The sequence below is a fragment of the Marinovum sp. J2-8 genome (assembly GCF_055808435.1).
Map to the genome: position 1 here is coordinate 1,102,919 of NZ_JBVVRZ010000001.1, position 25,433 is coordinate 1,128,351.

23 protein-coding genes and 1 pseudogene are annotated in these 25,433 nt (G+C 61.1%); 17 read left to right on the top strand and 7 right to left on the bottom strand.

Annotated elements, in window-relative coordinates; genetic code table 11:
* Nucleotides 1–46 precede the first annotated feature (46 nt).
* On the top strand, nucleotides 47–1,381 hold the full coding sequence (locus AC0L4F_RS05575) for an 8-oxoguanine deaminase (protein WP_244686166.1): 1,335 nt from the start codon (nucleotides 47–49) through the stop codon (nucleotides 1,379–1,381).
* Entirely contained in the window at nucleotides 1,378–1,806 is a 429-nt protein-coding gene (locus AC0L4F_RS05580; RefSeq protein WP_244686169.1) for a CAP domain-containing protein, read from the top strand. Before AC0L4F_RS05575 ends, AC0L4F_RS05580 begins: the two co-directional genes overlap by 4 nt.
* A gap of 21 nt (nucleotides 1,807–1,827) precedes the next feature.
* Here AC0L4F_RS05580 and guaD read toward each other — a convergent pair whose 3' ends face one another.
* Complete coding sequence (gene guaD / locus AC0L4F_RS05585; RefSeq protein WP_244686171.1) at nucleotides 1,828–3,108, bottom strand: guanine deaminase; 1,281 nt, start codon at nucleotides 3,106–3,108, stop codon at nucleotides 1,828–1,830.
* Nucleotides 3,109–3,260: 152 nt separating this feature from the next.
* Between guaD and mgtE the strand changes: the two genes are divergently transcribed.
* The gene (gene mgtE, locus AC0L4F_RS05590) at nucleotides 3,261–4,658 is read left to right on the top strand and encodes a magnesium transporter (RefSeq protein ID WP_244686173.1); all 1,398 of its coding nucleotides are present in this window, start codon (nucleotides 3,261–3,263) and stop codon (nucleotides 4,656–4,658) included.
* Nucleotides 4,655–5,218, top strand: a complete 564-nt coding sequence (locus AC0L4F_RS05595; RefSeq protein WP_244686175.1) for a 5-formyltetrahydrofolate cyclo-ligase — start codon at nucleotides 4,655–4,657, stop codon at nucleotides 5,216–5,218. The genes mgtE and AC0L4F_RS05595 overlap by 4 nt, the downstream gene beginning before the upstream one ends.
* On the opposite strand, the gene AC0L4F_RS05600 is transcribed toward AC0L4F_RS05595, so the two are convergent.
* Nucleotides 5,215–5,571 carry a hypothetical protein gene (locus AC0L4F_RS05600; protein WP_244686178.1) on the bottom strand — a complete coding sequence of 119 codons (357 nt, stop codon included), beginning with the start codon at nucleotides 5,569–5,571 and terminating at the stop codon, nucleotides 5,215–5,217. The genes AC0L4F_RS05595 and AC0L4F_RS05600 overlap by 4 nt on opposite strands.
* A 165-nt stretch (nucleotides 5,572–5,736) precedes the next feature.
* Here AC0L4F_RS05600 and AC0L4F_RS05605 point away from each other — a divergent pair, with 165 nt between their 5' ends.
* Together AC0L4F_RS05605 and AC0L4F_RS05610 are read left to right on the top strand one after the other, a co-directional pair.
* Entirely contained in the window at nucleotides 5,737–6,555 is an 819-nt protein-coding gene (locus tag AC0L4F_RS05605; protein WP_244686180.1) for a TIGR00282 family metallophosphoesterase, read from the top strand.
* Nucleotides 6,556–6,634: 79 nt separating this feature from the next.
* Nucleotides 6,635–8,422: an SLC13 family permease gene (locus AC0L4F_RS05610; RefSeq protein ID WP_244686182.1), complete on the top strand. Its 1,788-nt coding sequence runs from the start codon at nucleotides 6,635–6,637 to the stop codon at nucleotides 8,420–8,422.
* On the opposite strand, the gene AC0L4F_RS05615 is transcribed toward AC0L4F_RS05610, so the two are convergent.
* Entirely contained in the window at nucleotides 8,413–9,147 is a 735-nt protein-coding gene (locus tag AC0L4F_RS05615) for a glutamine amidotransferase (RefSeq protein ID WP_244686184.1), read from the bottom strand. The genes AC0L4F_RS05610 and AC0L4F_RS05615 overlap by 10 nt on opposite strands.
* 126 nt (nucleotides 9,148–9,273) lie before the next feature.
* Nucleotides 9,274–11,046, bottom strand: a complete 1,773-nt coding sequence (locus tag AC0L4F_RS05620; protein WP_244686187.1) for an SLC13 family permease — start codon at nucleotides 11,044–11,046, stop codon at nucleotides 9,274–9,276.
* A 117-nt stretch (nucleotides 11,047–11,163) separates the two neighbouring features.
* Here AC0L4F_RS05620 and AC0L4F_RS05625 point away from each other — a divergent pair, with 117 nt between their 5' ends.
* The 7 genes from AC0L4F_RS05625 (at nucleotide 11,164) to AC0L4F_RS05655 (ending at nucleotide 19,324) form a co-directional block, all read left to right on the top strand.
* Nucleotides 11,164–11,904, top strand: coding sequence for a YebC/PmpR family DNA-binding transcriptional regulator (locus tag AC0L4F_RS05625; RefSeq protein ID WP_244686189.1), 741 nt, complete (start codon nucleotides 11,164–11,166; stop codon nucleotides 11,902–11,904).
* 285 nt (nucleotides 11,905–12,189) lie between these two features.
* Complete coding sequence (locus AC0L4F_RS05630) at nucleotides 12,190–12,933, top strand: 5-oxoprolinase subunit B family protein (protein ID WP_244686191.1); 744 nt, start codon at nucleotides 12,190–12,192, stop codon at nucleotides 12,931–12,933.
* On the top strand, nucleotides 12,930–13,967 hold the full coding sequence (locus AC0L4F_RS05635; RefSeq protein ID WP_244686193.1) for a 5-oxoprolinase subunit C family protein: 1,038 nt from the start codon (nucleotides 12,930–12,932) through the stop codon (nucleotides 13,965–13,967). The genes AC0L4F_RS05630 and AC0L4F_RS05635 overlap by 4 nt, the downstream gene beginning before the upstream one ends.
* A 114-nt stretch (nucleotides 13,968–14,081) precedes the next feature.
* On the top strand, nucleotides 14,082–15,860 hold the full coding sequence (locus AC0L4F_RS05640) for a DUF4153 domain-containing protein (RefSeq protein WP_244686195.1): 1,779 nt from the start codon (nucleotides 14,082–14,084) through the stop codon (nucleotides 15,858–15,860).
* Between the two features lie 64 nt (nucleotides 15,861–15,924).
* On the top strand, nucleotides 15,925–16,521 hold the full coding sequence (locus AC0L4F_RS05645) for a heme NO-binding domain-containing protein (RefSeq protein WP_244686198.1): 597 nt from the start codon (nucleotides 15,925–15,927) through the stop codon (nucleotides 16,519–16,521).
* Nucleotides 16,521–17,555: a GGDEF domain-containing protein gene (locus AC0L4F_RS05650; protein WP_244686200.1), complete on the top strand. Its 1,035-nt coding sequence runs from the start codon at nucleotides 16,521–16,523 to the stop codon at nucleotides 17,553–17,555. Before AC0L4F_RS05645 ends, AC0L4F_RS05650 begins: the two co-directional genes overlap by 1 nt.
* Before the next feature lie 113 nt (nucleotides 17,556–17,668).
* Nucleotides 17,669–19,324, top strand: a complete 1,656-nt coding sequence (locus AC0L4F_RS05655) for an ABC transporter permease (RefSeq protein WP_244686203.1) — start codon at nucleotides 17,669–17,671, stop codon at nucleotides 19,322–19,324.
* A gap of 224 nt (nucleotides 19,325–19,548) precedes the next feature.
* Here AC0L4F_RS05655 and AC0L4F_RS05660 read toward each other — a convergent pair whose 3' ends face one another.
* Nucleotides 19,549–20,559 (bottom strand): extracellular solute-binding protein, encoded by a 1,011-nt coding sequence (locus AC0L4F_RS05660; RefSeq protein WP_244686205.1) that lies wholly within the window; start codon nucleotides 20,557–20,559, stop codon nucleotides 19,549–19,551.
* Between the two features lie 459 nt (nucleotides 20,560–21,018).
* Here AC0L4F_RS05660 and AC0L4F_RS05665 point away from each other — a divergent pair, with 459 nt between their 5' ends.
* Complete coding sequence (locus AC0L4F_RS05665) at nucleotides 21,019–21,621, top strand: LysE/ArgO family amino acid transporter (protein ID WP_244686369.1); 603 nt, start codon at nucleotides 21,019–21,021, stop codon at nucleotides 21,619–21,621.
* A gap of 42 nt (nucleotides 21,622–21,663) precedes the next feature.
* Entirely contained in the window at nucleotides 21,664–22,566 is a 903-nt protein-coding gene (locus tag AC0L4F_RS05670; protein WP_244686207.1) for a DMT family transporter, read from the top strand.
* Between the two features lie 3 nt (nucleotides 22,567–22,569).
* On the opposite strand, the gene AC0L4F_RS05675 is transcribed toward AC0L4F_RS05670, so the two are convergent.
* On the bottom strand, nucleotides 22,570–23,433 hold the full coding sequence (locus AC0L4F_RS05675; RefSeq protein WP_244686209.1) for a helix-turn-helix domain-containing protein: 864 nt from the start codon (nucleotides 23,431–23,433) through the stop codon (nucleotides 22,570–22,572).
* A 107-nt stretch (nucleotides 23,434–23,540) separates the two neighbouring features.
* Between AC0L4F_RS05675 and AC0L4F_RS05680 the strand changes: the two genes are divergently transcribed.
* Nucleotides 23,541–23,744, top strand: a complete 204-nt coding sequence (locus tag AC0L4F_RS05680; protein ID WP_244686211.1) for a DUF2061 domain-containing protein — start codon at nucleotides 23,541–23,543, stop codon at nucleotides 23,742–23,744.
* 59 nt (nucleotides 23,745–23,803) lie between these two features.
* Nucleotides 23,804–24,703 carry a DMT family transporter gene (locus AC0L4F_RS05685; RefSeq protein WP_244686214.1) on the top strand — a complete coding sequence of 300 codons (900 nt, stop codon included), beginning with the start codon at nucleotides 23,804–23,806 and terminating at the stop codon, nucleotides 24,701–24,703.
* A 20-nt stretch (nucleotides 24,704–24,723) separates the two neighbouring features.
* On the opposite strand, the pseudogene AC0L4F_RS05690 reads toward AC0L4F_RS05685, so the two are convergent.
* Nucleotides 24,724–25,427, bottom strand: a pseudogene (locus AC0L4F_RS05690) (NUDIX hydrolase).
* Nucleotides 25,428–25,433: the final 6 nt, after the last annotated feature.

Below are 25,433 nucleotides of genomic sequence, written 5' to 3' on the forward strand. Positions count from 1 at the left end.
CGCGTTTGATTTCACCTCAGAAATGGGCCTGTCTCTGAGGGTACAAATGAAAGACATCCTGATAAAACGCGCCGCGCTGGTCCTGACGATGGATGACGCGGACCGTGAAATTGCTGAAAGTGACATCCGTTTGCAGGACGGCGTCATTGCCGAAATTGGCACGGATCTGGCCAGTGACGGCGAGGTGGTGCAGGCCGACGGTTGCCTTGTGACGCCGGGCCTGGTCAACACGCATCACCATTTGTATCAAACGCTGACCCGCGCGGTGCCGGGCGGGCAGGATGCCCTGCTGTTTGGGTGGCTGCAAACGCTTTACCCGATCTGGGCGCGGTTTGGCCCGGAAGAGATTTTCATCTCGGCACAGGTGGGTTTGGCGGAATTGGCCCTGTCGGGCTGTAGCCTGACCTCGGACCATCTTTACATGTATCCCAACGGCGCGCGGCTGGATAACTCGATTGCCGCCGCACGCGAGGTGGGTCTGCGGTTTCATCCCACGCGCGGCGCGATGTCGATTGGCGAAAGCGACGGCGGGCTGCCGCCGGATGCTCTGGTCGAACAGGAACGCGCGATTCTGGACGATTCGATTCGTGTGGTGGATGCCTTTCATGACCGATCCGAGGGCGCGATGGTCCGAGTCGGGCTGGCGCCCTGTTCGCCGTTTTCGGTCAGCCGGGATCTGATGCGCGAGGCGGCGATATTGGCGCGCGACAAGGGCGTGATGCTGCACACGCATCTGGCCGAAAATGACGAGGATATCGCCTTTTCCCTGGAGAAGTTCGGCTGTCGTCCGGGGCAATATGCCGAGGATCTGGGATGGACCGGCGATGATGTCTGGCACGCGCATTGTGTGAAGCTGGACGGGCAAGAGATTGATCTCTTTGCCAAAACACGCACCGGCGTGGCGCATTGCCCCTGTTCCAACTGTCGCCTTGGCTCTGGCATTGCGCCGGTGCGTGCGATGCGGGATGCGGGCGTCAAGGTGGGGCTGGGCGTGGACGGGTCGGCGTCGAATGACATTGGCAATCTGGTGGGCGAGGCCCGTCAAATGATGCTGTTGCAGCGGGTTGCCCTTGGCGCGGACGCGATCAGCGCCCGCGAGGCGCTGCGCATTGCCACTCGCGGTGGGGCAGAGGTTCTGGGCCGCGATGATTGCGGTCAGATCGCCCTTGGCAAACGCGCTGATCTGGCGATCTGGGACATGTCGGGGATCGAAGCCGCCGGCAGTTGGGATGCGGGGGCGATGCTGCTGGCGGGGCCAAACAAGGTGCGTGATCTCTTTGTCGAAGGGCGCGCCGTGGTGCGCGATGGCAATGTCGTGTCGTTCGATTTGCCGGCCGCAATTGCCCGTCAGAACACGCTGGCGCACAGGCTCATGGCATGAGACGCCGGGATGTCCTGGCGGCGGGCTTGTGTTGGTGCGCCGCGCCGACACTGGGCGATGAACGCGCGGCTTTGAATTCGGTCAATCAATTGCGTCGATTGCGTGGGCGGCGGGCCTTGCGGTGGTCATCGCCGCTGGTCCTCGCCGCACAGGCCCATGCCGATGACATGGCACGCGGCGGATTTTTCGCGCATCAGGGCGCGAATGGTTCTGACGTCGGGGCCCGGGTGACTGCGGCGGGGTATCGCTGGTGCGGGGTGGCGGAAAACATCGCCAAGGGCCAGACGACGCTGGATAAGGCATTGAAAGGCTGGCGCACCTCGCGGGGGCATCGGCGCAACATGATGGACCGCGAGATGACCGATCTTGGCGTTGCGCGCGGGGCGGGCAACATCTGGGTCATGGTGCTGGCGCGGGGCTGCTGAACATCGCGTTTCGGGGCCGGGTCACACCAGACATCCATTGATCCAGGTCGCACGTACGGCCCGATCGTCGCCCATCATGATGGTGGGAAACAGCGCCTCCCATGGATCATTGGCGGTGGCGAAACGTTGGGCAATCGCCGGGGTCGACGCAAGGTCCAGCACCACAAGGTCCGCCGTCATGCCGGGGGCGAGATTGCCGATTTCATCGTCCAGATGCAGCGCCTTGGCCGATCCTTGTGTCGCAAGCCACATGAGTTGCGCGGCATGTAGCGGCGTGCCGACCAATTGGCCGATCTCATAGGCCGCCGCCATGGTGCGCAGCATGGAAAAGCTGGACCCGCCGCCGGTGTCGGTCGCCAACCCAACCGACAATCCGCGCGCCTTCATCGCGGCGGTGCGAAACAGACCAGAGCCGATAAAGGTGTTGGAGGTCGGGCAATGGACCAATGCCGCGCCGACCTCGGCCAGGCGATCAATTTCCCGCTCTTCCAGATGGATCGCATGACCATAGAGCCCACGTGCGCCCAAAAGTCCGTGCGCCTCGTAGGTATCAAGATAATCCCGCGCCTCGGGATAGAGCGATTTCACCCAGGCGATTTCATCGGTTTGCTCGCTCAGATGTGTTTGCATCAGACACTCCGGGTGTTCGCCCCACAGCGCCCCCATCGCCGCCAGTTGTTCCGGCGTTGACGTCGGTGAAAATCGCGGCGTGATGGCATAGCGCAGCCTGTCCTGACCGTGCCAGCGCTCCAGCAACGCCTTGCTGTCGTCATAGGCGCTTTGCGGCGTGTCGCGCAGATCATCCGGCGCATTGCGGTCCATACAGGTCTTGCCCGCGACCACACATTGCCCGCGTGTCTGTGCCGCGGTGAAAATCGCATCAACACTGGCGGGATGAATGGTACAGAAACTGGCCACCGTGGTGGTGCCATGTGCGGCGGTCAGATCAAGATAGCGGGTCGCGATGTCCTTGGCATAGGCCGGATCGGCAAAGCGCGCCTCTTCGGGAAAGGTATAGGTGTTCAACCAGTCAATCAGCCGCAGGCCCCAGCTGGCGATCATCGCGGTTTGCGGGAAATGCACATGTGCATCGACAAAACCGGCACAGATCAGATCCGCACCATAAGCCACTTCCTCGGCCTTGGGGTGACTTGCGCGCAGCGCGTCGGCGGTGCCTGTCGCCACAATCCGCCCGTCATCGACCAATACGCCGCCGTGGCGGTGCAGGGTGCAGGCCTCGGCAAAAGGCACTGAAAACGGATCTGCCCGAAAGCTGAGCGTCTGGCCGGTCAAAAGCTTCATTTTGCCACCCCTCATTGTTGAATGTTGTCGTCAATTGTGGCTTGGCAAATCTTGCCGATGTCTGCACGACAATTCCTGTGAGACCACTGTTTCTTTTTCCGACACTATCGTATGTTTCTCTAAAATCGAGCCTGCGGGGCAAAAGAAAAATCATGCAAGACCAGAGTGAAGACCTGCCCATCCACGACGAGGCGGAAGACGCCGAAAATGCCTATGTGCTGGAACGCAAGGCGGTCATGGCGATTCTCTATGCGGTTGAAACCGGAAACCGCGAGGCGCTGGTCGCGGCGATGGAACCGTTGCACGCCGCCGACATCGCCGACCTTCTGGAACAGGTCAATCCGTTTGATCGGGCGCGGCTGATCCGGCTCTATGACAAGGAATTCGACGGCGAAATCCTGTCCGAGCTGGACGAAAGCATTCGGGAAGAAGTGATTTCGGTCCTCAACCCCGAGGTTCTGGCCGATGCTGTGCGCGAGCTGGACAGCGACGATGTGGTCGATCTGATCGAGGATCTGGAAGAACCGCAACAGGCGGCGATTCTGGGCGCGCTGGAAGAACCGGACCGGGCGGCGGTCGAACAATCCATGGCCTACCCGGAATATTCCGCAGGCCGTTTGATGCAGCGCGAAGTGGTGCGCGCGCCGGAACATTGGACCGTGGGCGATGCCATAGATTTCCTGCGCAGCAGCACCGATCTGCCGGAACAATTCTATCATGTTGTGCTGGTCGATCCGCGGATGCACCCGATTGGCAACATCACGCTGGGCAAACTGATGGGTGCGCGCCGCAATGTGCCGCTGGTGGATCTGACAGAAGAGGTGTTTCGTGTCATTCCCGCCACCCAGGTCGAGGGCGATGTGGCCTATGCCTTTAACCAATATCACCTGATTTCTGCCCCCGTGGTGGATGAAGAGGGCCGTTTGGTCGGCGTGATCACCATTGACGACGCGATGGCGGTTCTGGACGAAGAACACGAAGAAGACATCATGCGTCTGGCGGGGGTTGGCGAAGGCTCGCTTTCGGACAAGGTTGTTGAAACCACCAAGCAGCGCCTGCCGTGGCTGGCGGTCAACCTGTTGACGGCGGTGATGGCGTCGCTGGTGATTGCGCTGTTCGAAGGCGCCATTGCCGAATTGGTGGCGTTGGCGGTTCTGATGCCGATTGTGGCCTCGATGGGCGGCAATGCGGGCACGCAGTCGCTGACCGTGGCGGTGCGCGCGATTGCCACCAAAGACCTGACCGGCGCGAACGTTTGGCGGGTGATCCGACGCGAAGTCCTTGTTGGTTTGGTCAATGGGGTGATTTTTGCCGTCGTGATGGCGATTGTCGGCATGGTCTGGTTCGGCTCGCCGGCGCTGGGCTATGTGATTGCCGCGGCGATGGTGATCAACATGGTGATCGCCGGGTTGGCGGGCACGGTGATTCCGGTGGTGCTGGACAAGGTCGGGGTCGATCCGGCACTGGCCTCGGGCGCCTTTGTGACCACGGTGACCGATATTGTCGGCTTCTTTGCCTTTCTTGGGTTGGCGGTTGTGGTGTTGTTGTGACCGATCTGGCCGCCCGCAAACGCGCCGCACGCCAGGCGGGTTTCGCCCGGCGTCAGCTGGCCCACGAGGCCGCCGGGCCAGGCCGGGCCGGGGTCTTGTCCTCGTTGCTGGCGGGGTATCGCGGCGTGCCGCTTTCGGGCTACATGGCGATGCGCACCGAGATTGATCCACTGCCCGCGATGGAAGAGGCTGCGGCACATGGCCCGGTCTGTGTGCCGGTGATCGAGACCAAGGGCGCACCGCTGAAATTTGCCCGGTGGGAACCGGGCTGTGCCATGGTTGATGGCCCGTTCGGCGCGTCTGTGCCTGCGATGCTGGACTTTATTGAACCGGAAATCGTGATTGTGCCACTGGTGGCCTTTTCGCGCAGCGGTGGCCGGTTGGGCTATGGCGGCGGGTTTTATGACCGCACGCTGGAAATGCTGCGCGCGGCGCGCCCGACACTGGCAATTGGCTTTGCCTATGCGGCACAAGAAGACCCGGACCTGCCGTTGGAGCCCACCGATCAGCCGCTGGATGTGATCGTGACCGAAAAGGCTGTGATCACACCCGGCGTCTAACCTTTGCGCAGCTCCCGCCAGGCCGGTTCATCTGCTGCGCGCAACCGTTCCAGCGCCGCTTCGGCGTCGGCGCGCAAGGCGGCCTTGCTGTCGGATTTGACCGCTTCGATCTGCTGCACCATTGCGTCGATCTCTGGCAGGGGGGTGCCTGTGGCCTCGGACAGGGTTTGCAGCGCCTCCAGGATCTTGCCCAACTGCTTGCCATAGCTGGCCACTTCGACCTGCACCTTATGTTCGATTTCCGGCACGCCCTTGATGTCAGGGGACAGGATTTGCGGGGTAATTTCCTGGGTCACATCGCCGGAAAATGGCGCGCGGATCATCGGCGCCCAGATGTCAAAAGGGGTCAACATGCAAAATCTCTCGGTTGCGGTCGCAATGAACGGACAATGCCAGACACAATCAGGGTTGTGAATTGCACCGTCAACTCAATTATAAGTATGGATTTGGCGGATTTGCGGGCCAGAATTTCGTATTCTTCTCTTGCCGTTTTGTGTTTGTGACCCTACCCAAACGATATGCGTATACTCTTTCTTGGTGATGTGATGGGCCGTGCGGGCCGCAAAGCGGTCAGTGACCGTCTTGCCGGGCTTCGGGCCGATTGGAAGCTCGACTTTGTGGTGGTGAACGGCGAAAATGCCAGCAACGGCATGGGGTTGACCGGCGATCACGCCAAACTTCTGCTTGATGCGGGCGCCGATTGCGTCACCCTGGGCGATCATGCGTTTGATCAACGCGACATGCTGCAATTCATCGAAAGCGAGCCCCGCGTTCTGCGCCCGATGAATTTTGCCAAGGATGCGCCGGGGCGCGGTGCGGCAATCTTTGATGCCGGTCGGGGGCGTCGTATTCTGGTGGCTCAGGCCCTGGGTCAGGTGTTCATGAAACGCCCATTTGATGATCCTTTTTCAGCGGTTGATGCAATTTTACGCAGCCACCCGCGCGGCGGCCAGGTCCAGGCCAGCCTGATTGACATGCATTGCGAAGCCACCAGCGAAAAAATGGGCATGGGCCATTTCTGTGATGGCCGCGCCAGCGTGGTTGTCGGCACCCACACCCATGTGCCCACCGGGGATGCCCAGATCCTGCCCGGCGGCACTGCGTTTCAATCGGATGCGGGCATGTGTGGTGACTATAATTCGGTTATTGGCATGGACAAAGCCGAGCCAATGCGCCGTTTCATCACCGGTATGCCCAAAGGCCGGTTCACCCCCGCAAGCGAAGAGGCGACGCTCAGCGGGCTGATGGTCGAAACCGATGACCGCAACGGCGCGGCGACGGCGGTTCATATGGTGCGCCAGGGCGGGCGTCTGCAACAATCCGGCCCGACCGTTTGATTTTCGGCAAGTAACGCGGCCCTTGCTCCTGCGGATGCAAGGGTAAGACTATGCGCTGGGCGCGTTGAAAAGGGCCGATATGTTCAGCATTCTGGAATTGTCACCAACCTCCGAAGCCATGGCGACATTGGGCGTTGTTCTCGTGATGTTCGTTCTGTTCGTCCGAGAGGTGTATCCGACCGAGGTTGTCGCCCTGTCCGGCGCGGCCTTTTTGATGGTTACGGGGGTCTTGCCCTATGACAAAGGGCTGGAGGTTCTGTCGAACCCCGCGCCCTGGACCATCGCGGCGATGTTCATTGTCATGGGCGCGCTGGTGCGCACCGGCGCCTTGGACAGCTTTACCAAAATGGCCGACCGTCAGGCCCAATCAAACCCGAAACTGGCGATTGCCATGATGATGGCCTTTGTGGTGCTGGCCTCGGCGGTGGTGTCGAACACCCCGGTTGTGGTGGTGATGATCCCGGTCTTTGTGCAATTGTCGCGCACGCTGGGGGTCAATGCCTCCAAGCTTTTGATCCCGCTCAGCTATGGCGCGATCCTTGGCGGCACGTTGACGCTGATCGGCACATCGACCAACCTGTTGGTCGACGGTGTGTCGCGGTCGCTGGGCCAGGCCCCGTTTACCATATTCGAAGTGACGCCGCTGGCGGTGGTTCTGGTCGCCTGGGGGATGATCTACCTTCGGTTTGTTGGCCCCTATCTCTTGCCGGATCGTGACAGCATGGCCGATCTGCTGAGCGACAAAAGCCGGATGAAATTCTTTACCGAGGCCGTGATCCCGCCGGAAAGCAACCTGATCGGTCGCGAAGTGACCGGGGTGCAATTGTTCAAACGCGATGGCGTGCGGTTGATTGACGTGGTGCGCGGCGACCTGTCGCTGCGGCGCGACCTGAAGAACGTGCAGCTGCAAGTCGGTGACCGGGTGGTTCTGCGCACCCAGATGACCGAACTTCTGTCCTTGCAGCGCGATAAATCCCTGAAACGCGTGGATCAGGTCTCTGCCGTGGAAACCACCACGGTCGAGGTGCTGATCACACCGGGCTGCAAGATGGTCGGCCGGTCTATGGGGTCGATGCGGCTGCGGCGGCGGTTCGGGGTTTATCCGCTGGCTGTGCATCGTCGAAATCAGAATATCGGGCGCCAGCTGGATGAATTGGTGGTGCGGGTGGGGGATACCCTGCTGCTGGAAGGCGCCGCGGACGACATCAAACGTCTGGCAACCGAGATGGATTTGGTGGATGTCACCCAACCCTCGGCGCGGGCCTATCGGCGTGGCCATGCCCCGGTGGCCTTTGTGGCGCTGTTCGGCATCGTCGGTCTGGCGGCCTTTGGAATGGCCCCGATCTTCCTGCTGAGTTTTGCAGCCGTTGCCGTGGTGTTGCTGACGCGCTGTATCGACGCGGATGAGGCGTTTTCCTTCGTCGATGGCCGCCTGCTGTCCCTGATCTTTGCGATGCTGGCGATTGGCGCGGCGTTGGAACATTCCGGCGCGGTGGCGCTGATTGTCGATGGCGTCGCACCCTATATCGGGCTGTTGCAGGCCCCTCTGATTATCTGGGCCATCTATCTGCTGACCTCGATCCTGACCGAGATGGTCAGCAATAACGCGGTGGCGGTGGTGGTCACGCCGATTGCCATCGGTCTGGCAGGGGCGCTGGGCGTCGATCCCCGGCCGCTGGTGGTGGCTGTCATGGTCGCGGCGTCGGCCAGCTTTGCCACCCCGATCGGCTATCAAACCAACATGCTGGTCTATGGCCCCGGCGGCTATCGCTTCACCGACTTCCTAAAGGTCGGCATCCCGCTCAACCTCTCCATCGGCCTGCTGGCCAGCTTCATGATCCCGTTCCTGTGGCCGCTTCATCCATAACGCTGAACAAATCGGCGCAGGATGATCTCAGGCTGGGTGACATCCGCCGCATGGCACATCGCAATCAGATCTTCTGCCGTGTCTGGCGGGAAATAGCCATGGTTGCGGTAGACGCGAATGCGATCTTCAAAAACCTGGCCATCGGCCTCGGGATGAAACTGTGTGGCATAGACGTTCTGGCCATATCGCACCATCTGGAACGGGCAGGGGGCAGAGGCCAGCAGATGCACACAGCCCTGCGGCAGCGATTGCAGCGCCTCCTTGTGGCCGACAAAGGCCTCAAATGTCTCCGGCAATCCGTCCAATAACGGATCTTGCCGCCCATCCTCGGTCAGTTGGCACAGGGTCGGCCCCACCGCTTCGCCATACCGTGCCTTGGAAACATCCCCGCCCAAATGTGCGCCCAATATGCCGATGCCATAACAACACCCCATAAACGGATGATCATGATCCGAAATTGCAGGCATCAAAGACAAGACCGCAGCCTCGATCCGCGCCTCAACCGGCGACTTCTTGTCCGGTGCGTCCGACACACATCCGGGCCCACCCCCGACAATCACCCCGGAAAAATCGCGCGGGTCCAGATCGCTTGGCAGATCTTCACAATCCAGCCGAATGCGATGGCACTGCGCCTCTGCCAAACCCGCCTTGTCGCGGATCGCCGCATATTCCGCGTCCGAAGCATCCGCCTCGGGCCGCAATTGCAAGATCAGAAAATGTCCCATGCCTGCCTCTTAATCGGCGACCCCACAAAGCAAAAGTCCGCGTTGTCGTCTTCGTCTTCTTCTGTTCACAAATATCCCGGGGAGTCCCGCAGGGACGGGGGCTGGCCCCCTTCTTCATCGCGGTTCTCACAGCGGCCAGAACAGCAATATTGCCGGCACCGACACCGCGATCACCAAAATCTCCAGCGGCAATCCCATGCGCCAGTAATCGCCAAAGCGATAGCCCCCGGGGCCAAGGATCAGCGTGTTGTTCTTGTGGCCGATCGGGGTCAGGAACGCCGCCGAGGCCGCCACCGCCACGCACATCAAAAACGGATCGGGCGACACATTCAAACTCTGGGCCATCTGGATGCCGACCGGGGCTGCGACAATTGCGGTTGCGGTGTTGTTCAACACATCCGACAGCGTCATGGTCACCACCATCAGGACGGTCAGCACCGCCCAAACCGGCCAGCCCTCGGTAAAGCCAACCAAAGCCCCGGCAATCAATTCGGTGCCGCCGGATGTCTCTAGCGCGGCGCCAAGCGGGATCATCGACCCCAAAAGCACCACGACGGGCCATTCGATATGATCATAAAGCTCGGCCAGGGGCAGGATTTTCAACAACACATAGGCCACAACCACCAGCCCCAGCGCCACCGGCAGATAGATCAGGCCGAAACTGGCCGCGGCCACCGCGCCGGCAAACAATCCGATTGCCATCCAGGTCTTGGAATTTTCGGTCACCGCCAAACCCCGGTCCGCCAGCGGCAAGACGCCCAGCCATTCCACAACCGTAGGCCCGCTTTCACGCGGGGCGAGTAGCAACAGAATATCCCCCGGTTCGATTTCCGTGCGCTGCATCTGTTGGGTAATCCGGCGACCTTTGCGCGAAATCCCCATCAAAATGGTCCGATGCCGCCAGACCAGACCAACGGATTGCACGGTCTTGCCCACAAGGCGAGAGGTGTCGGGGACGACCACTTCAATCAGGGTCAGCCCTTCGAAATCCGCCTTCAGCAGCTCCTCTCGCTTCTCGTCGGAAAAGGCCAGATCAAGGGTCGAGCGGAATTCGTCCAGCGCATCTGGCGTCGCCTCCAACACCAGCGCATCCCCGGCTTCGATCAGGGTGTTCAAAACCGAGCCATAGCGCCGCTTGCCATCGCGAATCAGCCCGACAATGGCCACATCGGATTTGTCGGCAACTTCACGCAGCTCGCGTACACGCTGGCCGACAATCTTGTTGTCCGCCGGCACGGTCAATTCCGCAATATAGGGTTCCAGCTCGCCGGCCTTGCTCAGGGCGTCTTCGCGCACCGGAATCAACCGCCAGCCGATCAACGCCACGAACAACAGTCCCGCCAGCGCCGCCACGCCACCGACCGGGGCAAAATCGAACATTGCAAAAGGCGTGCCCAGGGTCTCGCCCCGGATCGAGGCGATGATGATGTTTGGCGGGGTGCCGATCAAGGTGACCATGCCGCCAAGGATGGTGGCAAAGCTGAGAGGCATCAGCGATTGCGCCGGACTGCGCCCGGCCTTGCGGGCGGTCTGAATATCGACCGGCATCAACAGCGCCAGGGCCGCGACATTGTTCATGAAACCCGACAGAACCGCACCAACCCCGCCCATGATGGCGATATGCGCGCCAAGCGCCCGGCTCTGGTCGACCAGCGTGCGGGTGATCAGCAACACCGCACCCGACCGCACCAACCCGGCCGAGACCACCAGCACCAGCGCCACGATCAAGGTCGCGGGATGGCCAAAGCCGTCAAAGGCATGTTTGGTTTCAACCACGCCAAACACCACGCCCAGCAACAGGGCGGAAAAGGCGACGATGTCATAACGAAACCGCCCCCAGAGCAAGAATCCGAAGACAGCCCCGAAGAGCGAAAAGAGAATGATCTGGTCCGTGGTCATGGCGTGGCCTCCTGTCGCCACTTGACCCTTTCCCCGCGCCAACCGCAACCGGCTTGCGAACAGAGGCTGTGCTGGATTATAGACATGCCTGATCAGCAGACATTATATGAGGCAGCCATGGCCGGCCATTCAAAATGGGCAAATATCCAACACCGCAAGGGTCGCCAGGATGCGGCCCGTTCGAAATTGTTTTCGAAATTGTCAAAAGAAATCACCGTCGCCGCCAAGATGGGCGATCCTGACCCGGACAAGAACCCGCGCCTGCGGTTGGCGGTCAAGGAAGCCAAATCGCAATCCGTGCCAAAGGATGTGATCGACCGCGCGATCAAGAAATCGCAAGCGGCAGAAGGCGATGAATACGAAGAAATCCGCTATGAGGGTTATGGCCCCGGCGGCGTTGCCGTGATTGTCGAGGCAATGACCGACAACCGCAACCGCACCGCGTCGACTGTGCGGTCGACCTTTACCAAGGCGGGCGGCAATCTGGGCGAGACTGGTTCTGTCGGTTTCATGTTCGAGCGCAAGGGCGAGGTGATCTATCCCGCGTCGGTCGGCGACAACGATACGGTCATGATGGCCGCGATCGAAGCCGGGGCCGAGGATGTCGAAAGCTCCGAGGATGGTCATGTGGTGTATTGCGCCGATACCGACCTCAATGACGTGGCCACCGCGCTTGAGGCCGAGTTGGGCGAATTGGATTCGACCAAGCTGATCTGGAAACCCACCACCACAACCGAGCTGGATCTGGATGGGATGCAGAAGTTGATGCGCCTGATTGATGCGTTGGAAGACGATGACGACGTGCAGCGTGTCACCGCCAACTTTGATGCGTCTGACGAGGTGATGGAACAGCTGTAATTGGTGGTTTTCCGCCCGCAATCGGGTTGCCCCAAGCGTATTGCAGGAAAAGTGGTTCCCGGTTTTCCGTCTGCAATCGCGCCACTAAATACTGCCCGCCTGTTGGCGGACAGGGCGAACGGGCCCCCAACCTGACCTTCCCCCGGACCCGGGGGAAGGGACATTCGGATGTCTGGACCCAGACACATGCCGGGTGGTCTGATTGGCTGGCGTGGCGGCGGTCTGTGGCGGCCATGGCGGTGTATTCCGGTTGCAGGGCGACGGCGGCTGACGCAGGGTTGAGAGATGGAAAACGCGCAAGGCTATCCCAGAGTGGCAACGATGGGGGTGACGGCGATGCTGGTCACCTTTGGCGATACGCCACAGGGGGGCGCCAACCGCGCGGCGCGCGCGTTTCGGGCGGCGGTGGATGCGGCGGGCTGGAATGGGGTTGAAGAGACAACCGTTTCGTTGACTTCGACAATGGTGTCCTTTGATCCGCTGCGGATCAGCCATGCAGAGATCCGGTTGCAGATAGACCGCTTGCTGGCGGAGCGGGATTGGGGCGCGGTGCCGAACACGGGCAGGCGCCATTGGCGAATTCCCGCGGTGTTTGGCGGGGCTGCCGGCCCGCAACTGGCAGAAGCTGCGGCGCTGGCCGGGACGGATGAGGCGGGGGCGATTGCCGCCTTTTGCTCTGCACCGATAGAGGTTCTGACACTCGGGTTTGCACCGGGGCAACCCTATCTCGGGATGTTGCCGGACAATTGGGACATTGCACGCCAGACCGCGCTGACACCTCAGGTGCCGCAGGGGGCAATTGTGGTCGCGGTGCGTCAGCTGATCATCTTTACCAATCCGGCGCCAACCGGGTGGCGCCATGTCGGCCAATGTGGATTTCGCACCTTTCAGCCCGATGCCTCGCCGCCGATGGCGTTGCGGGCCGGCGATCAAGTGAGCTTTTTGCCGGTGTCCGAGGCGGAACTGGCCGCACATATTGCAGCTGACAGCAGCGGCATGGCCGGTGCCAGCGTCGAGGCCATTCCATGAGCCGCCAATCCACCGGACAGCTTTTGGTGCATCAGGCCGGGCCGGGGCTGACGGTCCAGGATTTGGGCCGCCCCGGCTGGTTGGCGCAGGGGTTGGCGCGTGGCGGGGCGGCCGATCGGCTTGCACTGGCAGAGGCAGAGGCGCTTTTGGGCGCGCCGGGAGCCGCACTTGAGATGGCGGCGGGGGGCGGGGTGTTTTCTGTTGATCGTCCCGCCCGCATTGCCCTGACCGGCGCGCCGATGGCGGCGAATGCCGACGGTCAGCGGCTGGTCTGGAACGCGTGTCATATGCTTGCGCCGGGGGTCTGTTTGACACTGCAGCCATTGGGCGTTGGGGTCTACAGCTATCTTTCGGTTGGCGGTGGCCTTGCCACGCCGACCGTGATGGGCGCACGTGCGACGCATTTGATTGCCGGGCTGGGCGGGCCAATTGCGGCGGGTGATACGCTTGCGCTGGGCGACGATCCCGGCGGGCCGGTGGCGCAGGTGCTGCCCGATCCGGCGCGGTTCGGCGGCGGCGAGCTGCGGTTTGTGCATGGCTTTCAAAGTCATTTGTTCGACCCAGAGGTGCGGGCCACGTTTGAAACCACGCAGTTTCTGCGCGATGCGCGTGGCAATCGCCAGGGCGTGGCGCTGATCGCGGGCGCGACGCGGTTTGCGGCCAAAAGCGGGCTGACCATCTTGTCCGAACCGATCTTGCCCGGTGATATTCAAATGACCGGGGATGGCGTGCCCTATGTGCTGTTGGCCGAGTGTCAGACCACCGGCGGCTATCCCCGGATCGGCACGGTGATCCCGCCGGACCTGCCAATTGTGGCCCAGGCCGCGCCCGGTACCGCGCTGCGGTTTCGTCGTATTTCCGTAGAAGAAGCCGTGACAGAGATGCAGCGAGAGGCGACAAGCCGCGCGGCGCTTGCCCGTCAGCTGCGTCCCTTGGTGCGCGATCCTTCGGTGGCGGATCTCTTGTCACATAACCTGATCTCCGGGGTTTGGCCCACGGCGCAAGACGGTCAGGAAGATGGATTGCCGGGATGACGGGCTGCACCGCCCCCGGCGCCAGAGTGTAGTCTGGCCAAGGCGACCAAAGACCGCCAAACTGCGCGCAAATCATCAAAGATCATGTAAGGGCGACACCCCCGGAGGCGAAACATGAGCGGATCAGACAAAGAAGTGGCGATGCATCGCCTGACACTGGCCCTTGTCGGGGCATGTGCCGGATTGGCGGCCTGGTTTTTCGGCGAATTGGCCGAGACGATGTTCCATCGCCCGCGGCTGTTTCTGTTCACCGTGACGGCGGTCATGGGCGGTTTTGGGCTGTTCCTTGGGATTGTCGGGCCATTGCGTTGGGCTTCGGCGGCATTGGGGGCTGCGGTGATGGCGGTGTTGATCGCCGGGTTGATGACCTGGGACACCACCGGGTTTGACACGTTGGAGCCGTTTTTTGACAGCGGTTTGCCCTTCTCTGCGATGGCGCTGTTGCTGTTCGTTGGAACGCCTTTTGTCTCTGCCGCGTTGCAACGATCGGGGGGCTGGCGTGACTATGCCCTGTTGTTTGATACGGCCTGGGCCATTTTGGTGCGGTATCTGGCGGCCTGGCTGTTTACGGCGGTGGTCTGGGGGATTGTGTATCTGTCGGATGCGCTGTTCGAAATCGTCGGGGTGACGGTCATTGATGACCTGCTCGAACTTGATCCGGTGCCTTTTGCGCTGACGGGGATGTTTCTGGGGCTGGCAATGGCGATCATGCACGAGCTGCGGGACTATGTGTCGCCGTTTCTGGTGTTGCGGCTGTTTCGGGTGATCCTGCCGGTGTTGACCCTGGTGGTGGCGGTGTTTCTGATTGCGCTGCCCCTGCGCGGCATGGATCAGCTTTTCGGCAGCCTGTCTGTGGCGGCGACGTTGATGGCGGTGGCGATTGCCGCGATCACATTGGTGACATCGGCGCTTGATCGCAGCCCAGAGGACATGGTGCGCGCGCCGCTGATGCGCGGCGCGGCGCGGATCATGTGCCTGGTGTTACCTTTGCTCTGTGCGGCGGCGGCCTGGGCGGTTTGGTTGCGGGTGGATGCCTATGGATGGACACCGGCGCGGGTGGCGGCGGCGTTCAGCGCCGGTTTGTTGCTGGTGTATGCGCTGGCCTATGCGGGGTCGGTGCTGTTGCCCGATTGGGCGGGGCGGATCCGCCAGACCAACCTTTTCATGGCATTGGCGGTCCTGGCGCTGTCTGCGCTTTGGTTGACGCCGATCTTGAATGACACGGCAATCTCGACCCAATCCCAGGTGAGCCGGTTCAAGGCTGGCAAAGTGACGGTTGACGATGTGGCGCTTTGGGAAATGAAAAATGATTGGGGCCGGGCAGGCGCGGCGGGGCTGGCAGAGTTGCAGGCCCTTGCGGACGCGGGCGCGCACCCGGCGGCCGGCGACCTGTCCCTGGCCTTGCAGCGGCTGACGGAAACAGACAGCAGGTTCGTGTTTGAGCGTGACCGCAATCAACGCAAGATCACCGAAAATGACATGACCGAATTGTTGAACCAGATCGTGGTCTTTCCCGAAGGCCAGTCGATCACCGCAGAGGAACTGCGCAGTTTGCAGCCGCATATTCACCAGCAACTGACCGAAAGCTGTCCGCTGGCCGATGCGGAGGGGCCCGGATGTGTCATGATCCTTGACGATTTGAACCCGCATAAACCGGGGCAGGAAGGGGTGTTGCTGCAACGCACCGCTGCGGATGACGGGGTCAAGGTTCAAACCCTGTACCGGCGCAATGGCGGGCTGGAAACGGGCGGTGGCCTGTTTGTCGATGTCAGTGGCGCGGCCCTGTCTGCCCAAAGTGCGGCGCTGATCGCTGCGATGAACTCTGGCGAGATTCGGATCGAACCCAGCCAGACCCAAATGATTACCTTCGGCGGGATCAGTGTAATTCCCTAGGATTTTAGATGTTGGGAGAACATTAACCGATAGGCGGCCATGGTGTGCCCAAAGGAGGCAGGTCATGCATGGACTGATCAATCGCGCGATCCAATGTTTTTATCGCGACACCTATGGTGCGTTGGCCTGGGGTGAGGTCGTGCGGCAATTGGATCTCGATTTTTCGGATTTCGAGCCGATGCTGCATTATGACAGCGCGCTGACACATCGCATGGTCGATGAAATGGCCGCCGCCCTGGGCAAAGAGCGTGAGGCCGTACTGGAAGATGTCGGAACCTATCTGATTTCCAACCCCGAGGTCGAAGCGCCACGGCGCTTGCTGCGCTTTGGTGGCGTGACATTCCTGGATTTTCTGCATTCGCTGGATGATCTGCCCGACAGGGCGCGTTTGGCGGTCGAGGATCTGGAGCTGCCGCTTCTGGAATTGCGCGATCACGGGGCAAACCAGTTCAGCCTGCTGTGTTCCGGTGATCTGATGGGCTTCGGGCATGTTTTGGTCGGGGTTTTGCGTGCGATGGCCGATGATTATGGCGCCCTTGTGTTCCTGGAACACACCGGTGTGTTTCACGGTGCAGAGGTTATTGAAATTACCCTGATCGAAGCCGCTTTTGCGGAAGGGCGAAGTTTTGAGCTGGGTGTTGCCCGGGCGGAGGGGCAGTAATGGGACCCAATTGCGACATGTTGGATATGTTCTGTCCGATGCATCTGACGCTGGACCGGGCTGGGCATATTGCCCATGTCGGCCCCACATTGGCAAAATTGCGCCCCGATCAGGTCTTGGTCGGGCAACGATTTCTGGAAGTATTCGAACTGCGCCGACCCCGCAGTGTCGAGGCGATGGCCGATCTTATGGCCCATGCCGGCACCAAGCTGAATCTGCGGTTTCGCGATGGCCAGCAGACCGGATTGGTCGGCGTTCTGGTCGCGCCGCCGGATTTTGGTGGCGGTGCGGTGATCAACCTTTCCTTCGGGATCTCGGTGGTTGATGCGGTGGGGGATTACGCCCTGACCGGTGCTGATTTTGCGGCAACCGATCTGACCATTGAAATGCTCTATCTGGTCGAGGCGAAATCCGCCGCGATGGAGGCGTCTCGCAAGCTGAACCTGCGGCTGCAGGGGGCCAAGATCGCCGCCGAAGAACAGGCTTTTACCGATACATTGACCGGATTGAAAAACCGCCGGGCGATGGATCACGTCCTGTCGCGCGCGGCCTCTGGCGGCGGGCGGTTTGCGCTGGTGCATTTGGATCTCGATTTCTTCAAGGCGGTGAATGACACCAAAGGCCACGCCGCCGGTGATCACGTATTGCAGGAAGTGGCGCGCATTCTGGTGGAAGAAACCCGAACCGAAGACACGGTCGCGCGTGTGGGGGGCGATGAATTCGTGCTGCTGATGTCGGGGCGGATGAACCGCAAGCGGCTGGCACGCATATCCGAACGCCTTGTCGAGCGGTTGGAAAAACCAATTGTCTTTGGCGAAGACACCTGCCAGATTTCTGCCAGTATCGGCATTGTCCTCAGCGAGGATTACGCCGAACCCGATATTGCGCAAATGCAGGATGACGCTGATTTTGCGCTTTATGCCTCGAAACACCGGGGGCGGGCCTGTCATACCTTTTACGACCTTTCGCTGCGCAATGCGGCCTTTGCCGGGGCCGCGCCGCCCAGCAGCCGTGGGGACAACACGACAAATTAAGGTATCCCGCTGATCCGCCCACATGTTTTCCAGCGCGTTCTGCGGTCGGCTTCGGGGCCTCAATCGGCGCTTGGGCCTTGCGCGGGCGATGATAACCTGACAGAAAACCTCGGATGCAAACCGCACCCGCCATATCCACATCCCAGCGTCAGGGTGAGTCGCTTTCGATCCTGAAAACTGCGGCCATGGTTGTGGCGATGCTGTGCCTGTTGCCATTGCTTGCAGTGACAATTGCGGCGGTCACTGGCGGTTTGGACACTCTCGCCCATCTGCTGGAAACGGTTTTACCGCAGTATATCGGAAACACGCTGGTTCTGGTTGCGGCGGTGGCCGGGGGCACCCTGGCGGTTGGCACCGGCGCGGCCTGTTTCGTGACAATGACCGAATTTCGCGGCCGCCGCTTCTTGGAAATCATGCTGGTCGTGCCGCTGGCCTTTCCGGCCTATGTGCTGGCCTATGCCTATACCCATTTGCTCGACCATCCCGGCATTGTCCAATCGGGTTTGCGTGACCTGATGGCCTGGGGTCCGCGCGATTATTGGTTCCCCGAAATCCGAAGCCTGGGCGGCGCGGCGATCATGCTGATCCTGGTGCTCTACCCCTATGTCTACCTTTTGGCCCGCACCGCGTTCCTTGGCCAAAGTGCCAGCACGTTTCACGCGGCCCGTGCGCTGGGCAAGCCGCCACTGAACGCCTTTCTTCTGGTCACATTGCCCATGGCGCGCCCGGCCATTGCGGCCGGCGTCCTGCTGGCCACGATGGAGACCATCGCAGACTACGGTACGGTGTCCTATTTCGGTGTGCCAACCTTTGCCACCGGCATCTACACCAGCTGGTTCAACATGGCGGATCGTGCCGCGGCAGCGCAGCTCTCGCTTGGTCTGCTGGCCTTTGCTCTGACGCTGGCGGTGCTGGAACGGCGGTCGCGCGGGGCGGCGAAATACCACAGTGGCCAGCGGCTGGAACGGCTGACCCGGCTGAAATTGCACGGCATGGCCGAAGGCGCGGCCTGGGTCCTCTGTGCGACACCGGTGGTGCTTGGGGCCCTTGTGCCGATTGTCGCTCTTGTTGTCATGGGGCAGGGCTCTGGTCAGGATCTGTTCAGCCGCCGCTATATCGGTTTCCTGCAGAATTCGCTGACCTTCGCAACCACGGCGGCGGTTTTAACGGTCATGGCGGCGGTGGCGTTGGGCTATTACCAGCGGGCCGCACAATCCGGTGCCGCGCGCTGGGCGCTGCACATCGGGCGAATGGGATATGCTGTGCCGGGCGGCGTCATCGCGGTGGGGCTGATGGTGCCCTTTGCCGCCTTCGACAATGCGCTGGATGCGGTGATGCGCGACTGGTTCAACCTCTCGACCGGGCTGTTGTTCACCGGGTCGATCTGGGTGTTGGTCTTTGCCTATATGATCCGTTTTCTCGCAGCGGCCATTGGCGCCTATGAAGGTGGGCAAAGTGCGATCAATCCCAACCTCGACGCCGCGGCCCGGGTGCTTGGCCAGACATCTTATGGCACCCTGCGCCGGGTGCATCTGCCAATCCTGACGCCCTCGCTTCTGACCGCTTTGCTGATCGTCTTTGTCGACGTGATGAAGGAATTGCCCGCGACGCTGATCCTGCGGCCGTTCAATTTCGACACCCTTGCGGTACAGGCCCATCGGCTGGCGGCGGATGAACGGCTTGAGGGGGCGGCGGTGCCCAGTCTGGTGATTGTCGCGGTCGGGCTTCTGCCGGTGATCTTGCTGTGCCGCCGGGTTGGGCGACAATAAGCCGGTCCCAAGCCGCCAGGCACCCATTCCGCAGTCACGCGGCTCTATTCATCTGACCAAAAATATCCCGGGGGGTACGGGGGGCTGGCCCCCCGTCTGAACCAGCGGGCGTTGCGCGGTGATTCTGCTGGGCTTTGGACCGGCCTTTTGTGCGGCGCTTTTGCCAAACAAAAACGCCCCGCCTGTTGCCAGGCGGGGCGTTTGTTCGCAAATCGACGTCCGGGTTATTCCCAGCCGGCTTCGTTGAACAATTTCTGCGCTGTCGGGTTTTGCTCTCCGAGCACCGACAGGTTCAGATCATCTGCGCGGAACAGGCCAAGCCGTGCCGGAACTTCCGCCAGTGCAATGCCGGGAACCGCCGCATATTCGTTGTTCTGATTGGCGAAATAGGCCTGCGCGTCATCGGTGGCGAGGTATTCCAGAAACGCCACTGCATTGTCCCGGTTGGGGGCATTTACCGCAACGCCAGCGGCTGCCACGTTCACATGTGCGCCACGGTCGGATTGGTTGGGGAACACCCAGCCGATGTTTTCAATGCCATCCGACAGACCGTCAACACCACCCGCAAGACCGCGCAGGAAGTAATAGGTGTTGGTCACCGCAATTTCGCATTCGCCCGACACAATGCCGCGCAGCTGGTCGGTGTCACCGCCCTGGGGGTCACGTGCCATGTTGGCTACAACGCCTTTGGCCCAGTCCAGCGCAGCCTCTTCGCCATTGGCGTCAATGATCGACGCCATCAATGACTGGTTGTACACATTGCTCGACGACCGGATGCAAACCTGGCCTTCATAGGCGGCGTCGGTCAGATCTTCGTAGGTCAGCGGCGGGTTTTCGACGTCATTTTTGTCATAGAAAATGATCCGCGCGCGTTGCGAAAAACCGAACCAATGCCCGTCGGGGTGACGCAGATGCGCAGGGATACGGGCGTCCAGCACGTCAGAGTCGACAGCCTGCAACAGACCGGCCTCATCCGCGCGCCAGATGCGTCCGGCATCAACCGTCAGAAAGACGTCGGCAGGTGAATTTGCGCCTTCGGCGGTCATCCGCGCGATCAGCTCGTCGGCATTGGCTTCGATCCGGTTGACCTCGATCCCGGTCTGTTCGGTGAAGGCCTCATAGAGCAACTCGTCATTGTCGTAGTGACGCGACGAATAGATATTGACCGAACCTTCGGCCAGAGCTGCGCTGGCAACGGTGAGGGCAAGGATTGACGTTAGGGCCGTCCGGGTCATCGGGCTCTCCTGTTTGATGAATTCTTACTGAAATACTCAGTATTAAATTGGCTTCGCTGTCGCAACAGTAATCTGACTAATTTTATTGGTTTATCGCGGCATCGGCGGTTTTGGTGGATGCAAAACATTACCGGGGAATTATTGTCGCCGTGGTCGGCTGCGCGTGGTCACGCGCATCTATCTGATTTTAAACCAAATACTTCGGGATTGCGCTGCGGTGATTCCAAGGCGGGCCAGTGTGGACCTGTGTGGACCAGTGCCCAGAACACAATCCATTCACATCTTTCTTGGTGGCGGGGGGCTGTGCCTTGGCATTGGGGCGGGGCATCCTGGGGGGATCCGGGCTTTCTGCTTGACGCCTTCGCCACACATATGGACAAGCAATTGGACTTGAACCTGGACCTGGACGGGGCTTTCCCACCCAGCCTGTCCCAAAACATCGGCAAGGTAGCGGAACACATGGATGCACAGGCGGCACTGGCGGGATTTGCCTTGGGGTTTTCGCTGATCTTGGCGATCGGCGCGCAGAACGCATTTGTGTTGCGTCAGGGCCTGCGCGGGGCGCATGTGCTGGCCGTGGTGCTGGCCTGTGCGGTCAGTGACGCGGCGCTGATTGCGGCCGGGGTTGCGGGATTTGGCGCCCTGGCCGAGGCGGTGCCGCTGTTTGAAACCGTGATGCGTTGGGGCGGGGCGGCTTTTCTTATCTGGTATGGCGCGCGCAATTTCCGGGCGGCGCTGGCGGGGGGCAGTGCGCTTATGGATCAGGGCGACACCACGCAATCGCTGCGCGCGGCGGTGCTGACCTGTCTGGCGCTGACCTGGCTTAATCCACATGTCTATCTGGATACGGTGGTGCTGATTGGATCGATCTCGGCGCAATACGAAGACAGATTGGCCTTTGCCTTGGGGGCGATGTCCGCCAGTTTCGTGTTTTTCTTTTCGCTCGGCTATGGTGCGCGGGTCTTGCGCCCGTTGTTTACCTCGCCCCGCGCCTGGCAAGTGTTGGATGTGGTGGTGGGTCTGACGATGTGGGTGATCGCGGCAAAGTTGATTTTTGGCTGATCTCTCTTGCAAGTTCCGGCTGTGCCGGTCTTGATGCGCGTCATGACAGACATGAAATCAAATCCGGTTGCCGGGACACTTTGGATGCTGGTCACCGGGCTTTGTTTTGTCGCGGTGACGGCGCTTGTGAAATACCTCGACAATGCTGTGCCCGCAGCCGAAGCGGCATTCCTGCGCTATCTTCTGGGCCTTGTGTTTCTGGTGCCAATGGCCAAGACCCTGCTGGCCACAAGGATGAGCAGGCGGCAATGGTCGCTGTTTGCGGCGCGCGGCGGGGTGCACACCCTGGGTGTGATCCTGTGGTTCTTTGCGATGACGCGCATTCCAATCGCCGAGGTGACGGCGATGAATTACCTGTCGCCGGTTTATGTCACCATCGCGGCCGCCTTGTTTCTGGGGGAAACCCTGGCCAAGCGGCGGATCATTGCGGTGGCCGTCGCCCTGCTTGGGGCGCTGATCATCCTGCGCCCCGGATTTCGCGAGGTGAACCCCGGCCATCTTGCCATGCTGGGCACGGCGATGTTGTTTGCGGTGTCTTACCTGATTGCCAAAATCGTCGCGGATGAGGTTTCGCCGTCGATGGTGGTGGGCATGCTGTCGGTGACCGTGACCATCGGCTTGGCGCCCTTTGCCTTTGCCGTGTGGGTCACGCCGGATCTCTGGACCCTTTTGACCTGTTTCGGGATCGCCTGTTTTGCCACGGGCGGGCATTTTGCCATGACATTGGCCTTTCGCTCTGCACCTTTGACCGTGACCCAGCCGGTGACGTTCCTGCAATTGGTCTGGGCGGTGCTTTTGGGGGCGGTGGTCTTTGGCGAACCGGTGGACCCGGTTGTGGTCTTGGGCGGCGCGTTGATCCTTGCATCGGTGGTGTTCATCACGCTGCGCGAGGCGCAGTTGAAGCGCCGTGCGGTCACGCCCGGGGTCAATGCGCCCAAGACCTGAGGCTTAGCCCCGAACCTCGGTCAGGAGCTGGCCGATGTGATCGGAAATGTCACGGGCGGGCACACTGGCCTCGCGCACGAGATGGTCAAAATGGGTTGTGATCGCCCGCACCCGGTCGACATGGCGAAACGTCAGATAGTTGCTGCCAAGATAGATCACCGCCTGAAGCGGGCCAAATATGGTCAGCGGCGCGGAATAGAGCCTGCGGGCGTCAAACAACGACATCCGCAAACGGGGATAGAGCTGGCGGGTCAAACGCTGCAGGCGCTCCAATTGTTCCAGCCGCACATCCAGCGCCAGCCCGGCGTAATATCCGGTGGCCCGGGCAAAACTGTCGATCTCGTACAATGGCACCGCCATTTCGTAATCCGAGGCTGAGTCGCGCATCCAGTCCAGCCGCTCGTTCGAGGCGGTGATCGCCTGTTCGGCTGTGCGTCCAAGGTGCGGCGTGAATTCCCACGACAGCACCGCGCGGGTTTTCAACATGTCGGGCAGGGCGGTGGGCACATGGCGGATCTTGTAGCCGTCGGCCTCGCGGTGCCAATCGAAAATCTGCTCATCCACCAGGGCGCGCGGCGCTTTGGTGATGTGAAAGGCATTGGCGACGATATGGGCCGCGCTTTCCGGGCGATCAGACAGCCCCAGAAGCCAATCGGCGGACACCCCCAGCGCGCGGGCGCATTCCGCCACGACCTGGGCGTTGGGCAGGCGCGCCCCGGACCCGGACAAAAGCTGGGACACTGTGGATCGGTCGACGCCGATGTCGCGTGACAGGGCGCTTTGGTTTGATCCGGCGCGGGTCATCGCCTCTTCCAATCGGCTGCGGAACAGGTGGGCACGGTCACGTTTGTCGATTTTTGTGTTCATGTGGTGACAATTATCACGGATGCTGAATTTTGTTAATCACATTCAGAATGTTCCCCAACCATTGCGCCCAGTAGCAAGGAGGCACAGCACAACAACAGGAGGATGCAATGGAAACCAAGCAACGCACATTGGTAAAAGGGGTTCTTTGGATCTTGATGGGTTTGGTGGTGATGAGCCTTGTGGGCATCGCATTCACCGGGTCAATGGCGGTTGGTGGCACAATGGCGCTGGTCAATTCCGGCATCGGCTTTGTCACCTATGTGCTTTACGAACGGCTTTGGGCCGGAATTGGCTGGGGGCGCCGCGCCTGATCGCGTCGTTCCGGCGATAAGCCTCTGGCCTATCGCGCGGTTTCTGCGCAGATAGGCGCATGGACCTTTGGATATTCGTGACCCTTGCAGCGGCTTTTTTTCAAACGCTGCGTTTCATACTGCAAAAACACCTCAGCGCCGCCGCCCTGTCTGCGGCGGGGGCGACATTTGCGCGGTTTGTCTATTCCGCGCCATTGGTGGCGCTTGGGGTCGCGGCCTATCTCTGGATCGGGGACACAGCGCTGCCAGCGATTTCTGCCCGGTTCTGGCCTTATGCCATTGCTGGCGGGGTGTCGCAGATCCTTGCGACGGTCTGTGTCGTCATGCTGTTCAAATCGCGCAATTTCGCGGTTGGCATCACCTTCAAGAAAACCGAGGTCATCCAAACCGTATTGGTTGGACTGGTGGTCTTGGGCGAAGGGGTGTCGCCGTTGGGATTTGGCGCAATCCTGGTTGGTCTGATCGGGGTTTTGGTGTTGTCGGTCACGCCGGACACCGCCGTGTCATGGCGCAATCTGGGCAATCGCGCCGTGGCGCTGGGGCTGACGTCGGGGCTGTTTTTTGCCATTTCCGGCGTCACCTATCGCGGGGCCACTCTGGAAATCGCCAGCGATGATCCCCTGTTGCGCGCTGGTGTGGCCCTGGCGATTGTCACTGCGATGCAAACCTGCGCCATGGCGGTCTGGTTGGGCTGGCGCGAGCCGGGCGAAGTGGCGCGCGTTTTGCGCGTGTGGCGCATTGCGGGGCTGGTTGGGGTGACGTCGATGTTGGGGTCACTTGGGTGGTTCACGGCCTTCACCCTGCAAAACGCGGCTTACGTGAATGCCCTGGGGCAGGTGGAATTGGTGTTTTCCATTCTTGCGACCGTGTTCGTGTTTCGGGAAAAGATTTCCAGCCGCGAGATGCTGGGCATTTCGTTTCTGGCGGTGTCGATTCTGGCGCTGGTGATGGTGGCCTAGGGGCCGTCAGGGCCGCATCATCACGATGGCATCGGCTGGCCCCGCAGGCGCAGAAACAGGCTTTGTTCATCGTCATTGCGGAAAAACGGCACCGATTTCGGCGGCGCCGGATCATCAAGGCGTGCGGCGACCTCAGCCAGAACGACCTCGGTGATGAACGGCAGATCCAGGGCGCGCACCTCGTCCAGCGCGGCCCAATGCAGGTGGCTAAGCTCGTCACAGGCGGCAGAGAAATCATCAAGATCCGAAGCGATGTCACCGGCATCAATCAAAAAGAAACGCGCATCAAAGCGGCGCGGACGGCCCGGGGGTGTGATGGCCCGAAACACGAATTGCAGCGGCGCTGCATCCGGCAGCAGGCCCTGCTTGGCAAAGGCCTGCCATTCGTCGGGCGCATCGCCGTGCCATTTTCCGGGCAAGCCCAGCAGCAGGCCGGTTTCTTCCCATAATTCACGGATCGCCGCCGCGCCGATGGCGTGGGTGCGGTCGTCTTCACAATCCTCGCGCAGGCGGTCCACGCAGGGCAGGGCAAGCGGCCGCGCCAGCGGCACATCGCCGTCCGCCGCATCAACCGCCCCCCGGGGAAGACGAATTTATTCGGCATAAAGGCCGCCTTGTCTCCACGCTGGCCCATCAACACCTTGGGCGCAGTCGTGCGGTCGCGCAGCACGATAACCGTGGCGGCATCCCGAATGCGGGTCTTGTCGGTGGTGGTGCTGTCCATCCTGTC